This window comes from uncultured Pseudoflavonifractor sp. (genome assembly GCF_944387805.1).
In the GTDB taxonomy this organism is placed as follows: domain Bacteria; phylum Bacillota; class Clostridia; order Oscillospirales; family Oscillospiraceae; genus Pseudoflavonifractor.
The window spans coordinates 1-14,981 of the sequence record NZ_CALXGI010000067.1; the positions used below are offsets into that span (position 1 = coordinate 1).

General features: G+C 64.2%; 14 protein-coding genes and 2 pseudogenes. 13 read left to right on the forward strand and 3 right to left on the reverse strand.

Annotation, left to right across the window (positions count from 1 at the left end):
* Positions 1–14: 14 nt before the first annotated feature.
* The 3 genes from Q0K06_RS13945 to Q0K06_RS12195 are packed head-to-tail and all read right to left on the reverse strand — an operon-like array spanning position 15 to position 1,760.
* Entirely contained in the window at positions 15–224 is a 210-nt protein-coding gene (locus Q0K06_RS13945) for a D-aminoacyl-tRNA deacylase (RefSeq protein WP_365925755.1), read from the reverse strand.
* Positions 221–664, reverse strand: a complete 444-nt coding sequence (dtd, locus tag Q0K06_RS12190) for a D-aminoacyl-tRNA deacylase (protein WP_294552906.1) — start codon at positions 662–664, stop codon at positions 221–223. Before dtd ends, Q0K06_RS13945 begins: the two co-directional genes overlap by 4 nt.
* 28 nt (positions 665–692) lie before the next feature.
* Positions 693–1,760, reverse strand: a complete 1,068-nt coding sequence (locus Q0K06_RS12195) for an alanine racemase (RefSeq protein ID WP_294552909.1) — start codon at positions 1,758–1,760, stop codon at positions 693–695.
* Positions 1,761–2,164: 404 nt separating this feature from the next.
* Here Q0K06_RS12195 and Q0K06_RS12200 point away from each other — a divergent pair, with 404 nt between their 5' ends.
* From Q0K06_RS12200 to Q0K06_RS12260, 13 genes and pseudogenes are all read left to right on the forward strand, one after another.
* Positions 2,165–2,788, forward strand: coding sequence for a hypothetical protein (locus Q0K06_RS12200; protein WP_294552912.1), 624 nt, complete (start codon positions 2,165–2,167; stop codon positions 2,786–2,788).
* 161 nt (positions 2,789–2,949) lie between these two features.
* On the forward strand, positions 2,950–4,365 hold the full coding sequence (gene miaB / locus Q0K06_RS12205; protein WP_294552915.1) for a tRNA (N6-isopentenyl adenosine(37)-C2)-methylthiotransferase MiaB: 1,416 nt from the start codon (positions 2,950–2,952) through the stop codon (positions 4,363–4,365).
* Between the two features lie 207 nt (positions 4,366–4,572).
* Positions 4,573–7,182 carry a DNA mismatch repair protein MutS gene (mutS, locus tag Q0K06_RS12210; protein WP_294552917.1) on the forward strand — a complete coding sequence of 870 codons (2,610 nt, stop codon included), beginning with the start codon at positions 4,573–4,575 and terminating at the stop codon, positions 7,180–7,182.
* Between the two features lie 31 nt (positions 7,183–7,213).
* A complete protein-coding gene (locus Q0K06_RS12215) occupies positions 7,214–7,924 on the forward strand; it encodes a CPBP family intramembrane glutamic endopeptidase (protein WP_294552920.1) in 711 nt (236 codons plus the stop codon).
* A 17-nt stretch (positions 7,925–7,941) separates the two neighbouring features.
* Positions 7,942–9,993 carry a DNA mismatch repair endonuclease MutL gene (gene mutL, locus Q0K06_RS12220; protein WP_294552923.1) on the forward strand — a complete coding sequence of 684 codons (2,052 nt, stop codon included), beginning with the start codon at positions 7,942–7,944 and terminating at the stop codon, positions 9,991–9,993.
* 13 nt (positions 9,994–10,006) lie between these two features.
* Positions 10,007–10,264, forward strand: coding sequence for a hypothetical protein (locus Q0K06_RS12225; protein WP_294552926.1), 258 nt, complete (start codon positions 10,007–10,009; stop codon positions 10,262–10,264).
* Positions 10,265–10,289: 25 nt separating this feature from the next.
* Positions 10,290–11,225, forward strand: coding sequence for a tRNA (adenosine(37)-N6)-dimethylallyltransferase MiaA (miaA, locus tag Q0K06_RS12230; RefSeq protein WP_294552927.1), 936 nt, complete (start codon positions 10,290–10,292; stop codon positions 11,223–11,225).
* A 48-nt stretch (positions 11,226–11,273) separates the two neighbouring features.
* Positions 11,274–11,501 carry an RNA chaperone Hfq gene (gene hfq / locus Q0K06_RS12235; protein WP_294552930.1) on the forward strand — a complete coding sequence of 76 codons (228 nt, stop codon included), beginning with the start codon at positions 11,274–11,276 and terminating at the stop codon, positions 11,499–11,501.
* 127 nt (positions 11,502–11,628) lie between these two features.
* A pseudogene (locus Q0K06_RS12240) lies at positions 11,629–11,706 on the forward strand (RNA chaperone Hfq); the annotation flags it as partial.
* 125 nt (positions 11,707–11,831) lie between these two features.
* A pseudogene (locus Q0K06_RS12245) lies at positions 11,832–11,918 on the forward strand (RNA chaperone Hfq); the annotation flags it as partial.
* Positions 11,919–12,336: 418 nt separating this feature from the next.
* On the forward strand, positions 12,337–13,593 hold the full coding sequence (locus tag Q0K06_RS12250) for an HlyD family efflux transporter periplasmic adaptor subunit (protein ID WP_294552933.1): 1,257 nt from the start codon (positions 12,337–12,339) through the stop codon (positions 13,591–13,593).
* A 32-nt stretch (positions 13,594–13,625) separates the two neighbouring features.
* Entirely contained in the window at positions 13,626–14,342 is a 717-nt protein-coding gene (locus Q0K06_RS12255; protein ID WP_294552936.1) for a YggS family pyridoxal phosphate-dependent enzyme, read from the forward strand.
* A gap of 19 nt (positions 14,343–14,361) precedes the next feature.
* Positions 14,362–14,847, forward strand: coding sequence for a cell division protein SepF (locus Q0K06_RS12260; protein WP_294552940.1), 486 nt, complete (start codon positions 14,362–14,364; stop codon positions 14,845–14,847).
* Positions 14,848–14,981: the final 134 nt, after the last annotated feature.

Genomic DNA, 14,981 nt, shown 5'->3' on the forward strand with positions numbered 1-14,981 from the left:
GTGAATTCGGCGTGTCACATGTGGTCGGTGTCAAAGAGGATGGTGACGGGGCCGTCATTCTGCGAAAAAACCTGCATATCGGCGCCGAATGTCCCACGGGTCAGGCCCCGTGGGAGCCCTGGACTGGACTCAAATCGCCCGGAGTGAATCCGGTCGATTTCAAGGTTTTCCTGCGGAAAACACTTGGCGCGCCAGCAGGCGCGGGGGTGAATTCGGCGTGTCACATGTGGTCGGTGTCAAAGAGGATGGTGACGGGGCCGTCATTCTGCGAAAAAACCTGCATGTCAGCGCCGAATTCACCGTGCTCCACCTGGAAGCCCCGGGCGCGGCAGGCCTCCATAAAGCCCTCGTAGAGGAGGATGGCCGCGTCGGGCTTGGCCGCGCCGGTGAAGCCGGGGCGGCGGCTCCTGGTGTCGGCGTACAGGGTGAACTGGCTCACCACCAGCAGGCTGCCGCCCACGGCGGCCAGATTCAGGTTCATCTTGCCGTTCTCGTCCTCAAAGACCCGCAGGCCGCACACCTTGTCGGCCATCTTCTCTGCCTGGGCCATGGTGTCCTCGGGGCCCACCCCCAGCAGCACCAGAAAGCCCTGGCCAATCTGTCCGTTTATTTTTCCCTCAATCTCCACCGAGGCGTTCTTCACTCTGGTAACGACTGCGCGCATGCCGTCAAAATCCTCTCTTTATCTGAAATCAGCGGTACTCCCGGACAAAGCCGCGGGCGTACATGGGGTCAATGTCGAAGTGGACCAGGTCGCCGGCGGAGCACTTCATGTCGGTCACGTCCAGCAGGGTCTCGATGGCCCCGATGCGGCCGATGACCTTCACCTTCTGCCCGTCGATGCGGACGGTGATCCGCCTGCCCCGCAGCCACCGGCGGATGGCGGCCCAGAAGCCGGGGTCCCGCACCCGGGCCACGCCGAAGCCGTTCTGGTAGCCCACCGGCAGCACCCCCACCCGGGTGGGCCGCTTGAGGGTGACGGGCTGCTCGCTGCCCACGGTGTGCCCCGCCGGGAGCCAGCGCACCTCCTCCAGAGAGGCCTCGCCGTACCCTACCCGCTGAAGGCCGTCCCCCTTGGTGCGGCGGCACCGGCCCAGCAGCACTGAGCCGGCCCGCACCGCGTCCAGCAGAGCGTCGTCATAGTGGAGCAGGGCGAAGGAGCCTGCGGCGTGGACGGTGCCGGTCTCAAACCCGGCGGCGCGGATGGCCTCCAGAAGATTCTGGAAGGACTGGATCTGGGCGGCGGCCTCCTTGCCGTCGGCCTTTACAGAGTGGAGCTGGGTGTATATGCCGGAGATGGCCACGTTGGGCAGGTTGCGGTAGGCGGAGAGCACCTTCTCCGGCTCGGCGCACAGAAAGCCGCCGAAGCCCAGACCGGTGTCTACCTGGATGTGGGCCTCTACCACGGTGGAGCGGCTCTCGGCCAGGCCGTTGAGGGCCAGGCCCGCGTCAATGGAGCCGATGGTGCATACCGCGTTCACGTCTATCAGCTGCTCCAGCTCCTCCCGGTCGGCGGTGGAGCGGAGCATGAGGATCTCCTCGTCCACAAAGCCCGCTTTCCGCAGTGCCGCGGCGTCCCCTGGCTCGGACACGGCGAAGCGGCCGATGCCCTCGTCCCGCAGGAGCCGGGCCATGTCCACCAGGCCCGCGCCTCCCGCGTCCACGGTGAGGGCGGCGTAGATGGCGGCGCGGCCCGCCCGGGCCTTGACCACGGCGATATTCTGCTTGACTGCCTGTCTCTCTATAATCAGGGCTTTCATGTCCGCGCCGCCTTTCCAACATAATATTTCAATTTATTATACCCTTGAAAAGCGGAAGCGTCAACGCCGGAGGGGCGGGACGGATATTTTGCTGAAAATGAAAGAAATAAAAATATAGACAAAAAATATTTCGTATTGTATAATAAAGATAGTCAAAATAAATAAAATTCAGAATAAAAATTCCTGACATATGGGACTGACGGAAAGAGATGAGGTGATTTCAATGTTTTAAGTAACGGCTGTGCCGCAAACCCTGCATGAGAAGGACGAGAAAAGCAGACGGAGATTTGAGAAATTCCGTTTTAGGAAATCCTCTCACTATGATGATAACATATGAACTTGGCGCAAAAACCTTTAAATTTTAGCCCCTAAGCGGGGCTGCGCCCCGGGAAGGAGGAGTGCCCATGAATGTCCCCATGATTGTCTACATTGCCATGGGCGCGGTGGTGGCCATCTGCATCGCCCTGCTCTACTTCCTGCTCCACAAGGGGGAGAAGAAAAAGCGCCTCATCTCCGCCGGATGCATGGCTCTGTGCGCGGCCTATCTGGTCTGGTTCTACTTCCCCTACCGCTTTCCCGCCGACCCGGACAATATTCAGCAGTTTGAGGTTACCAGCGAGCACGGCATCAGCTATGACTCGGACTATGTCTGCGTGATGCTGACACCCCCGGACGGCGGCTGGCTGGAAATTACAGAGGAGGAGGCCCGGGAGATTGTGGAATTGAGCAACCGGCTCATCTTCCGCCGGAGCATGTTCGAGATTTCCGGGGACAGCGACCTGAACTTCCCGCCGGTGAGACCGGGCGTGTACACCTCGCCGGAAAATGAGTACATCCGCGTGCGGATCTCCCGCCCCAACGGGCCGGATCTGGCCGTCACCTGCGCCCTGGGGGAGAAGGGCTTTGGCGACTACGGCGGCATTCACTGCATCGAGAGCGCCTACAGCCGGGTCTACGGCGCGGAGCCGCTGGTGGCGTACATCCGGGAGCTGGCCGTCCGGTACGGCATCCAGCCGCCCGAGTGGTGAGGGCGCAAATCCGCTGAGGAACACATACGGGGGACCGCCTGCCCCACGGCAGGCGGTCCCTTTTCCTGTACCCTTTGTAAAAAAACAGGGCGCGTCCTTGTTTTTAAAGCGGGAAAATGCTATAATTCTATATTCAGACACTATGATTTGGAGGAAGTACCGTGGAGCGAAAGACCACCCATATCCCCCCCGAGGACATCGCCCGCCAGCGGGGCTACTGCGGGGCCATCAGAGAGATCAATACCCGTTTCGCCAGGGCCCCCCTGGCCTTCGTGGACACCTACGGCTGCCAGCAGAACGAGGCCGACTCCGAGCGCATCCGGGGCTACCTGAAGGAGATGGGCTACGGCTTCACCCAGGACGAGAAAGAGGCCGCCGTCATCGTCATCAACACCTGCGCCATCCGGGAGCACGCCGAGCAGCGGGTGCTGGGCAATGTGGGCGCCCTGGTGCACACCAAGCGGAAGAACCCCAACCAGATCATCTGCCTGTGCGGCTGCATGGCCCAGGAGCCCCACAACGCGGCCAAAATCCGCACCTCCTACCGGCATGTGGACATGGTCTTCGGCCCCCAGGCTCTGTGGCGGTTCCCCGAGTTTCTCTACCGCATTCTCACCCGCCGGGGCCGCATCTTTGAGACCGCCGACGACCCCGGCAGCATCGCCGAGGGCATCCCGGTGGTGCGGCAGAACGGCGTGAAGGCCTGGGTTTCCATCATGTACGGGTGCAACAACTTCTGCTCCTACTGCATTGTGCCCTACGTCCGGGGCAGGGAGCGCAGCCGGGACCCGGAGGCTATTCTCTCCGAGGTGGCCGAGCTGGCGGCGGCCGGGTACAAGGAGATCACCCTTCTGGGCCAGAACGTCAACTCCTACGGCAAGGACCTGCCCGAGCCCATGGACTTCGCCGAATTGCTGCGGAAGGTCAACGCCGTCCCCGGCGACTTCCTCATCCGCTTCATGACCAGCCACCCCAAGGACGCCACCGAGAAGCTCTTTGACGCCATGGCTGAGTGCGAGCAGGTGGCCCCCGTCATCCACCTGCCCGTCCAGGCGGGCAACAACCGGGTACTCAAGGCCATGAACCGGGTCTACACCCGGGAGATCTACCTGGAGAAGGTGCGCCAGCTCCGCGCCCGCATCCCCGATATCGTCCTCACCAGCGACATCATCGTGGGCTTCCCCGGCGAGACCACCGAGGAGTTTGAGGACACCATGTCCCTGCTGCGGGAGGTGGAGTACGACGCCCTGTTTACCTTCATCTACTCCCCCCGCGAGGGTACCCCCGCCGCCAGAATGCCCGATCCCATAAGCAAGGAGGAGAAGTCGGCCAACTTCCAGCGGCTGGTGGACCTGCAGAACGAGATCTCCCTGAAAAAGCACCAGGCCTATGTGGGCAGGACCATCCGCTGCCTGGTGGACGGCCGGAGCGACGACCCCCGCAACAACCTGACCGCCCGCACGCCCGGCGGACGGCTGGTCCACTTCACCGGGGATGAGAAGCTCATCGGGACCTATCAGGATCTGACCATTACCGGCTGCTCCACCTGGGCCCTGTTCGGGGAGACGGCGGAGTAAGCGCCGCGCGGCGTCCGCGCCCCCAGGCGCGAAGGAAGTGCAACCGGTTTTCCCCGGCGACATGCGCGGCGGGGAAAACACATCAGCCCGCAAGCGTGGGCTTTGGCCTTCTGGGCCAAAGCGGGCGCGCGGCGGGCTGCAGCCCACTCACAGCGGCGGCTCTGCCGCTGCTGCGAAACTCTCAGAGAGAAAAGGAGCGCGTACCAAATGCCCGCTGAGACCACCCCCATGATGCGCCAGTACATTGAGATGAAGGAGCGCCACCCGGACTGCCTGCTCTTCTTCCGGCTGGGGGACTTCTATGAGATGTTCAATGAGGACGCCAAGGTGGCGTCCAAGGAACTGGAGCTGACCCTCACCTCCCGGGACCGGGGCAAGCCCGCCGACGAGCGCACCCCCATGTGCGGCGTGCCCTACCACAGCGCCGACGCCTATATCGCCCGGCTCATCGCCAAGGGATACAAGGTGGCCATCTGCGAGCAGATGGAGGACCCGGCCACCGCCAAGGGCCTGGTGGACCGGGATATCATCCGCATCGTCACCCCCGGTACCCTGATAGACGCCTCCATGCTGGAGGAGGGCCGCAACAACTACATCTGCGCCGTGTACGCCGACTCCACCGGCGCGGCCCTGGCGGTGTGCGATCTGTCCACCGGCGAGTTTTCCGCCACCCCCTATACCGACGCCGCCCGCTCCGAGCACCTGTTCAACGACCTGGGCGCCTACAAGCCCCGGGAGGCGGTTCTGTCCGACGGGGCCTTTGCCGACGCCGCCCTCACCGACTTCCTGACCAAAAAGCTGGAGTGCCGCTGCGAAAACGGCGGGGAGGCCCGGTTCCGCTCCGATATGGCCCGGGAGACCCTGTCCCGCACCATTGCCGATCTGCCCGGCCCGGGGGACGCCGCCGTGGAGCTGGCCGTCCAGGCCGCCGGGGGCCTGCTCTCCTACCTCTACGAGACCCAAAAGACCGACCTGTCCCACATCGCCGCCCTCACCATCCACTCCGCCGCCGCCCGGCCCTCCATGGAGCTGGATCTGACCGCCCGGCGCACCCTGGAGCTGACCGAGACCATGCGGGGCAAGGAGAAGAAGGGCAGCCTCCTGTGGGTGCTGGACAAGACCAAGACCGCCATGGGCCACCGGCTCATCCGCACCTGGCTGGAGCAGCCCCTCCTCTCCCCTGTGGCCATCAACCGGCGGCTGGAGGCGGTGAAGGCCCTGGTGGACGACCCCATCGCCCGGGACGAGATCGTCCTCTGCCTGAGGGAGATCACCGACCTGGAGCGGCTCATCGGCCGCATTGTCTACGGCACCGCCGGCGGCCGGGATTTGGCCGCCCTGGCGGCCGGCCTGGGGCATCTGCCCCACCTGCGCGCCCTGCTGGAGCCCTTCTCCGCCGGGCTGCTGCCCACTCTGCGCCAGGAGCTGGACGACCTGGCCGACCTGCGGGGGCTCATTACCTCCGCCATTGACGACGACCCGCCCTTCTCCGTCCGGGAGGGGGGCTTCATCCGGGCGGGCTACAACGCCGACGTGGACTACCTGCGGGGCGTCATGACCAACGGCAAGGGCATGGTGGCCGAGGTGGAGGCCCGGGAGAAGGAGAAGACCGGCATCAAGAGCCTGAAGGTGGGCTACAACAAGGTGTTCGGCTACTACATCGAGGTGTCCAAGTCCTACTACGACCAGGTGCCCGACACCTACATCCGCAAGCAGACTCTGGCCAACTGCGAGCGGTACATCACCCAGGAGCTCAAGGACATGGAGCACACCATCCTCTCCGCCCAGGACCGGGTGGTGGCCCTGGAGTACCAGCTCTTCTGCGACGTGCGGGAAAAGACGGCGGCGCGGGTCCGGGAGATCCAGCGCTCCGCCCGGGCCGTGGCCGCCCTGGACGTGCTCGCCTCCTTCGCCTGCGTGGCGGCGGACAACCACTACTGCATGCCGGTGGTGGACCTGTCCGACAAGCTGGACATTGAGGAGGGCCGCCACCCGGTGGTGGAGAAGATGCTGAAAAATTCCCTCTTTGTCCCCAACGACACCCACATGGACGGCGGGGAGAACCTGGTGGCCATTATCACCGGCCCCAACATGGCGGGCAAGTCCACCTACATGCGCCAGGTGGCCCTCATTGTCCTCATGGCCCAGATGGGCTCCTTTGTGCCCGCCAAATCGGCCCACATCGGCATCGTGGACCGGGTGTTCACCCGCATCGGCGCCAGCGACGACCTGTCCGCCGGACAGTCCACCTTTATGGTGGAGATGACCGAGGTGGCCGAGCTGCTCAAGAACGCCACCTCCAAATCCCTGCTGATTCTGGACGAGATTGGCCGGGGCACCTCCACCTACGACGGCATGTCCATCGCCCGGGCGGTGCTGGAGTACTGCGCCGACAGAAAGCGGCTGGGGGCCAAGACCCTCTTTGCTACCCACTACCATGAGCTCACCTGCCTGGAGGGGCAGATTCCGGGCGTGAAGAACTACAACATTGCCGCCAAGAAGCGCAGGGGAGACGTGATTTTCCTGCGGAAGATTGTCCGGGGCGGCGCCGACCAGAGCTACGGCGTGGAGGTGGCCAAGCTGGCGGGGGTGCCCGAGCGGGTCATCACCCGGGCCAGGGAGATCCTGGAGGAGCTGGAGAGCGGCCAGGGCCCCTGCGCCGCCCCTGCCGCCCCGCCCAAGGGGGACGACGGGCAGATCTCCCTCACCGACATGAGGGACAGAGAGGTGCTGGACCGCCTGCGCATGGTGGACATCAACACCCTCACCCCCATCGAGGCCATGAACCTGATTTACGAGCTGAAGCAGAAGCTATAACCTGTCGAGCTGCAGAGCGGAGGGATACTTTGTGACACAGAGAGCCTGGCGGCCCCGGATGACTGCCTCGGAGCGGAAGCGGGGCTGGGTGTTCTTCGCCCTGTACCTCCTTGTGTTCCCCTATCTCAACGCCTGGGCCCAGCGGGCGCTGCTGGGGGACGCGGAGGTCCCGGCGGCCGAGGCCAACGTGGTCTACTACGCCCTCCTCTTCGCCCTGGCCCTGCTGGTGTTCTGGTCCTTCCTGCGCCACGGCTTTTCCCTGCTGCTGGACTGGCTGCCGGAAAACTGCTTTGCCTTTGTCACCGGCCTGGCGGGGGCGCTGGCGCTGGGCTTTCTGGCGGGGCTGCTGCCCCTGCCGGTGGAGAATCCCATCCCCATCCAGTACATGCAGGAGTACCTCCTCTCCCCCGCCGCCACCACCGTGCTGCTGGTGGTGCTCATGCCCCTCATCGAGGAGACCTTGTTCCGGGGACTGCTGTTTGGCACTCTCCGGCGGGAGAGCCGGGCCCTGGCCTATGTGGTCACCGTCCTGATATACGCCCTTGCCTGCGTGTGGCGGTATGTGTTCCAGCCCGCCGGGGTGGACCTGCGGTATCTGCTGCTGGCGGTGGAGTACCTGCCCATGTCCCTGGCCCTGTGCTGGTGCTACGACAACGGCGGCTCCATCTGGAGCGCCGTGGGGCTGCACATGGTCCTCAACGCCGCCCAGCTCATTACCATTGTCCGGGGAGCATCGCTCTGACTGGAAAGGAGTTCCATATGCCACATATTCAACAGCTTGACCCCCACGTTGCCGACCTGATTGCCGCCGGTGAAGTCGTAGAACGGCCCGCCAGCGTGGTGAAGGAGCTGGTGGAAAACGCCATTGACGCCGGGGCGGAGACTGTCACCGTGGAGATTCAGCGGGGGGGCATGTCCCTCATCCGGGTCACCGACAACGGCTGCGGCATTGCCGCCGGCGAGGCGGAGACCGCCTTTCTCCGCCACGCCACCAGCAAAATCCGCACCGAGCACGACCTGGAGGCCATCGGCACCCTGGGCTTCCGGGGGGAGGCGCTGGCGGCCATTGCCGCCGTGTCCCGGGTGGACCTGCTCACCCGCACGGCGGAGGAGGACCTGGGCGCCGCCCTCAGCCTGGAGGGGGGCGAGGTGGTCAGCCATGAGGAGGCGGGCTGTCCTGTGGGCACCACCATGGTGGTGCGGGATCTGTTCTTCAATACCCCTGCCCGGCTCAAGTTCATGAAGAAGGACGCCGCCGAGGGGGCCGCTGTGTTCGCCATGGTGCAGCGGCTGGCCCTGGCCCACCCGGAGGTGTCCGTCAAATTCCTGCGGGACGGCAAGCAGGAGCTGCTCACCCCCGGCGACGGCCAGCTCAGGAGCGCCGTCTACTCGGTGCTGGGCCGGGACCTGGCCCTGGGCCTTATCGAGGTAAAGGGCTCCGGGGAGGATATGACCGTCACCGGATTCACCTCCCTGCCCGCCTGCTGCCGGGCCACCCGGGGCTACCAGCACTTCTTCGTCAACGGCCGGTACGTAAAGAGCCGCACTATGATGGCCGCCCTGGAGGAGGCCTATCAGAACCAGAAGATGGTGGGCAAGTTCCCCGCCTGCGTGCTCCACCTGAGCTGCCGTCTGAGCGGGGTGGACGTGAACGTCCACCCCACCAAGCAGGAGGTCAAGTTCGGCAGCGAGCGGCAGGTGTTCTCCGCCGTGTACTACGCTGTCCTCTCCGCCCTGGAGGGGGACAAGAGCCGCGTCCAGGCCCAGGTGGGCCGCCCCGCCGGGCGCCTGGCCCCCTCTGCCGGGCATGACACCGTCACCCCCAACCAGACCGCCTTCCGCACCATGACGGCGGAGGAGTACCGCCGGAGCGGCGCCAGAGAGCAGGGCGGGCTGTCCCTCCACGACTTTACCGCGCCCAAAACGGCTGCGGCTCCCCTTTCCCGGCCCAGGCAGGAAGCCCGGCCTGAGGAGCACAGGCCCATTTTTCAGCCGCCGGTCCGGGAGGCGCCCGGGCCCGCGCCGGAGCGGCCTGTCTCCAGGGCGGAACAGCCTGTGAAAGCGGCGCCGGAGCGGACACCCGCGCCTGCCGAGGAAAAGAAAGTCATCCCCCGGGAGATGGAAGAGAACCCGGCCGTTCGGGTGCTGGTCCAGGAGCCTCAGAAGGAGTCCGCGCCCCCGGTTCAGGCGGCCGCTGTCCCTGCGGCGGAGCGCGAGCCAGCCCCCCGGCCGCCTCAGGAGGCGGAAATCCCCTGGCGGGTGGCCGGCGAGGTGCTCAACACCTATATTATCGTGGAGCAGGGGGACAAGGTTCTGCTCATCGACAAGCACGCAGCCCACGAGCGGATGAATTTCGACCGCCTCAAGGCCCAGGGCTACCGGCCCATGGTCCAGAGCCTGCTTACCCCGGCGGTGTTCACGCCGCCCGCCGAGGAGGGGGCGGTGCTGCTCCAGAACCTGCCCCTGCTCGCCCAGTTCGGCTTTGACGCCGAGGATTTCGGCGGCGGGGCCATCATCGTCCGGGCCGCTCCCGGCGACGTGGATGCGGAGGATATTCCCGCCACGCTGGAGGAGATTGCCTCCAAGCTGCTGACCACCGGCCGGGCCAACCCGGACGCCGCCCGGGACGAGCTGATGCACACCATGGCCTGCAAGGCGGCTATCAAAGGGGGACAGAAAAACGGCCCCCAGGAGCTGGAGAAGGTGGCTGCGGCAGTAATGCGGGGAGAGGTCAAGTACTGCCCCCATGGCCGCCCGGTGGCCATTGAGCTGACCCGCGGACAGCTGGAGAAGCAGTTCAAGCGGGCGTGAGAGGAGCGCGGATATGGAACCGCTGACCACAAGAGAGGGGACGGGCTATGTCCTGCCCCCGGACCGCTATGACGCAGGGGTAAAGCGCCTGGGCGCTCTGGAGCGCATGTGGGCTGATCTGGAGGCCCGGCAGGCGGCCATTCCCCGGGAACTTCAGGCCCTGCGGGAGGCTGGAAGAGAGAAAACCGTGAAATTCCGGGAGCTGATGGCGGAAAAGCTGACCAACGCCGCCATTCTCTCCGCCCTGGAGCGGGCGGAGCGGCAGGGCTGAGCCGGGAGAGAAAGGAGCTGGGACCGTGGCCAAGCTGCTGGTTATCTGCGGCCCCACCGCCTCGGGCAAGACCGCCCTGGCGGTGGCGCTGGCCAAGGAGACGGGAGGCGAGGTGGTGAGCGCCGACTCCATGCAGATCTACCGCCGCATGGACATCGGCACCGCCAAACCAACCACGGAGGAGATGGACGGAGTGCCCCACCACATGCTGGACGTGGCAGACCCCGGCGAGGACTACTCGGTGGCCCGCTATGTGCGGGAGGCCGCCGCCTGTGTGGAGGACATTCTTGCCCGGGGGAAGCTGCCCATTGTGGCGGGGGGCACCGGCATGTATATCGACAACCTGCTGGCCGGCCGGGAGTTTGCCGCCTTTACCGGAGCGTGGCGGCAGAAACTTCAGGAGCGGGCCGCGCGGGAGGGCATTGAGGCCCTCTATCGGGAGCTGGAGCAGGTGGACCCCCAGCGGGCGGCCAAGCTCCATCTGGCCGATGAGAAGCGGATCATCCGGGCGCTGGAGGTGTGGCACGAGACAGGGGAGACCATTACCGAACACGACCGCCGCACCGCCGCCCTGCCGCCCCGGTACGAGGCGGTGCGCATCGGCCTGACCTTTGCCCATCGGGCGGACATGTGGGACCGCATTGACCGCCGGGTGGACCGGATGATGGCCGCCGGGCTGGTGGAGGAGGTGGAGGGCCTGCTCGCCTCCGGCGTGCCGGAGCGCTGCACCGCCATGCAGGCCATCGGGTACAAGGAGATGGCCGCCGCCCTCCGGGAGGGCCGCCCGGCGGCGGAGGCCGCCGGGGAGATCAAGCTGCGCTCCCGGCAGTACGCCAAGCGGCAGCTGACCTGGTTCCGCCGGAATCCGGCGGTGCAGTGGATTGTCTGGGATAAAATACCAGATTTTTCAACGGCCCTCCGAAATTCGACAGCATATCTGGAAGAAACTGGATTATTATAAGGGCATTCCGTGGGGCTGTCCCACAAGAGAGAAAGGAATGTACTTAGTATGCAGAAGACAAACAACCTCCAGGATCTCTTCCTTACCCGCCTGAACCGCACCCGCGCCAACGTCACCTTCTTTTTGATGAACGGTTACCAGCTCCGGGGCCAGGTGGCCGGCTTTGACGCCTTTGTGGTGTTCCTCATCACCGACGGCAAGCAGCAGATGATCTACAAGCACGCGATTTCCACCATTACCCCCGAGCGGCCCGTGGATATGAGCCGGAGTGAATAGCTTGCCGTCGTCCGCCGCGTGTGCGGCGTCAAGCGTTTTGCCGGAGGCAAAACCTTGAAACCGGCGGGATTCATTTCCGCCGGTTTGAGTGAAATCGGGGTCCCCACGGACCTAGGTCCGTGGGGCCAAGCAGCAGATGATCTACAAGCACGCGATTTCCACCATTACACCCGAGCGGCCTGTGGATATGAGCCGGAGCGAATAGCTTGCCGTCGCCCGCCGCGCATGCGGCGTCAAGGGTTTTGCCGGAGGCAAAACCTTGAAACCGGCGGGATTCACTTCCGCCGGTTTGAGTGAAATAGGGGGTCCCCACGGGCGCAGGCCCGTGGGGCCAAGCAGCAGATGATCTGTAAGCATGCGATTTCCACCATTACACCCGAGCGGCCTGTGGATATGAGCCGGAGCGAGAGCGTCTGAGCGCGGCAGGCCTCGTTCACTCCGCTGCTCGTCCTCTCACCCCGTCGCCGCAAGCTTCATATCGTTCGCGGCGTCCTCGCAAAGTCCGCTCTGTCTCGGAACGGCCTGAACGGCCATTCCTTGCACCGCTCCCTTGCTCGTCCTTTCCCCACCGGGCCATGAGCCCGGCGGGGACCCCGTATTGAGACAAAGCACATTCATTCCGCTGCGGCTCCTCTCCCCACGAAAGGCGTTCCGCCTTCTGCGGGGGCCCTTTTTCCGGCGGCTTTTGGGTACTTTTCGCCGGTGAAAAGTACCCCGCCGGAGGCCGTTTCCCTTACCCGCCCCTATGTGGGGCACCTTTCCCCAGCGGGAAGGCTTATATCGACGCCATGCGATTTTTACAGAGAGATTTTTCAATTCCCTGGAGGAACATCCCATGAAAGAGGGCAAAATCGTCAACCGAGTGGTCATGCTGGTGCTGCTGGGTGCGGTGCTGGTGTACCTGTTTATGTACGCCTGGCGGAGCTTTACCGACCGGATGGTCACCATGACCTGCTATACCTATACTCTGGACCAAGTCACCGAGGCCACCGGCCTTCTGGTGCGGGATGAGTATGTGCTGCCCGCCCGGTCGGGGCTGGTGGAGGTATTGCCTGCCGAGGGGGAGCGGGTGGGCGTGGGCCAGACGCTGGCCTATCTCTATCAGGACGCCGCGGCCCTGGAGCGGCGGCAGCAGCTGGACGCCCTCAGCCAGGAGCTGGAGCAGATCAAATACTCCCTGAGCCACACCGATGACATGTCGGATAATGCCAAGCTGTCCGAGGAAATTCTCAGCCAGATTGCCTCTCTGCGCTCTTCAGTGGCGGCCCGGGACTTTACCAGTCTGGAGGATGACACCATGGAGCTGCGCGCCCTGGTGTACAAGCGGGACTACTCCTCCACCGGCGATATTACTGACCTTCAGAACGCTAAAGCAGAGCTGGAGAGCCAGATTCAGGCACTGACCACCGCAGCCGGACAGGATACTACCTCTGTCGTTGCCGACAGGGCGGGCGTATTTTCCAGCATGGTGGACGGTTGGGAGAGCCTTATCACCCCCGCGATGCTGGAGACCCTCACCCCCTCCCAGCTGACAGAGCTGGAGCAGAGCACAGTTACGCCCGAGGACGGCACAGTGGGCAAGCTCATCACCAGCACCAAGTGGTACTTTGCCTGTGTGCTGGACGAAGATGACGCAGGCGAGCTGGCCAACCTGCGGGATGACAAGAAAAAGGTTACCGTCCGCTTCTCGCGGGACTGGTCCGGTGAGGTGGACATGACAGTGGAGCGCATCAGCGACCCGGAGAACGGAAAAGTCGTGGCGGTGCTCTCCAGCAAGGAGTTCCTCTCGGACACCACCCTGCTCCGGGCGCAGACTGTAAGCCTGGTGTACAGCAGCACCACCGGCATCCGCATCCCCAAAAATGCCCTCTACCAGAACGGGAGCGGCCAGTGGGGGGTGTACGCCATTGTGGGCGCCTTTGCGGAGTTCAAGCCGGTGGAGATTGTGGGCGATGAGGAGGATTACTATCTGGTCAACCCGGTGGCGGTGGCCCCGGGGGACAACAATGAGGCCAAACGGTCCCTCCGGGCTGGGGACGAGATCATTCTCTCCGGCGAGGAGCTGTATGACGGAAAAGTGGTAAGAGGCTGAGGCCCCTTGACTGAATATGGAGGTGCGGAGCGATGACGCTGCCGGAACGTGTGGAAGCTGTAAAGAGAAAGATTGCCGCCGCCGCTTTGGAGGTGGGCCGGGACCCGGCGGAGGTCACTTTGGTGGCCGCCACCAAGGTCCAGACCTCAGATACCATCCGGCAGGCCATAGCCGCCGGCATTACGGTCTGCGGCGAAAACCGGGTCCAGGAGATGACCGCCCATCTGGACGATGACGCCTATGCCGGCGCCGCCCTCCACTTTATCGGCCATCTCCAGACCAATAAGGTCAAGTATGTGGTAGGCCGGGTGGATATGATTGAGTCGGTGGACTCCCCCCATCTGCTGGAGGCGGTGGAGGCCCAGGCGGCCAAACTGGATCTGATACAGGATATTCTGCTGGAGATCAACGTGGGCGGCGAGGCGTCCAAGAGCGGCGCGGCCCCGGAGAAGGCCCTGGAACTGGCCAGACTGACGGTTCAGATGCCCCATGTCCGCCTGCGGGGGCTGATGGCCATCCCGCCGGCGGCCCGGATTCCTGGAGAAAACCGACATTTTTTTGCCGAAATGTATCACCTTTATGTTGACATAAGAACGGCTTTGGACCATAATGGAACTGATATGGACTGCCTGTCCATGGGAATGAGCGGCGACTATGAGGACGCCGTGCGGGAGGGGGCCACCCACGTCCGGGTGGGAACCGCCCTGTTCGGCCCCCGGCCGCCCATGACAAAGCAGAGCCAAGGCTGATTGATGGGGGTAACCGACCATGGGTTTTATTGACGAACTGAAGCGCCTTGCTCGTCCCTATGAGGACGAGGACGACGAGGATTACGAGGAGGACTATGAGCCGGTAACCCGGGGCGACCGGGCTGACCGCCGGGAGAAGAGCGCCTCTGCCAAGATGGACAATTCCGGAAGCATCTTCCAGCAGGAGGAGCCCCGCCGGAGCAACAAGGTGGTCAACATCCACACCACAACCCAGCTCCAGGTGGTGCTGGTGAAGCCCGACCGCTTTGAGAACGCCGCGGAAATTGCCGACCACCTGCGGGAGAAGCGCACTGTGGTGCTCAATCTGGAGCAGACCAACAAAGACATCGCCCGCCGCCTGCTGGACTTTCTGTCCGGTGTGGCCTACGCCAACGAGGGCAAGATCAAGAAGGTGGCCATTTCCACCTACATCATTACGCCCTACAACGTGGATATTCTCGGCGATTTAATCGACGAGCTGGAGAACAACGGGCTGTACTTCTGAGAAATGGCCACCGGGGCCCCGCCGCAGGTGGGGCGGCGGTTACGCCGAACCAAGCGTTTTGGCGCAGCCAAAACCTTGCTGCCGGGCGGATTTATTTCGCCCGAGCAGATGTAGAAATGGGGCCCCCGGACGGC

Bases quoted from the DNA above. Each gene is read 5' to 3' on its own strand.
- Q0K06_RS12260 (WP_294552940.1), top strand. From the start codon at position 14,362: ATGGGTTTTATTGACGAACTGAAGCGCCTTGCTCGTCCCTATGAGGAC.
- Q0K06_RS12255 (WP_294552936.1), top strand. From the start codon at position 13,626: ATGACGCTGCCGGAACGTGTGGAAGCTGTAAAGAGAAAGATTGCCGCC.
- Q0K06_RS12250 (WP_294552933.1), top strand. From the start codon at position 12,337: ATGAAAGAGGGCAAAATCGTCAACCGAGTGGTCATGCTGGTGCTGCTG.
- mutS (WP_294552917.1), top strand. From the start codon at position 4,573: ATGCCCGCTGAGACCACCCCCATGATGCGCCAGTACATTGAGATGAAG.
- Q0K06_RS12200 (WP_294552912.1), top strand. From the start codon at position 2,165: ATGAATGTCCCCATGATTGTCTACATTGCCATGGGCGCGGTGGTGGCC.
- Q0K06_RS12195 (WP_294552909.1), bottom strand. From the start codon at position 1,760: ATGAAAGCCCTGATTATAGAGAGACAGGCAGTCAAGCAGAATATCGCC.
- mutL (WP_294552923.1), top strand. From the start codon at position 7,942: ATGCCACATATTCAACAGCTTGACCCCCACGTTGCCGACCTGATTGCC.
- dtd (WP_294552906.1), bottom strand. From the start codon at position 664: ATGCGCGCAGTCGTTACCAGAGTGAAGAACGCCTCGGTGGAGATTGAG.
- hfq (WP_294552930.1), top strand. From the start codon at position 11,274: ATGCAGAAGACAAACAACCTCCAGGATCTCTTCCTTACCCGCCTGAAC.
- Q0K06_RS12225 (WP_294552926.1), top strand. From the start codon at position 10,007: ATGGAACCGCTGACCACAAGAGAGGGGACGGGCTATGTCCTGCCCCCG.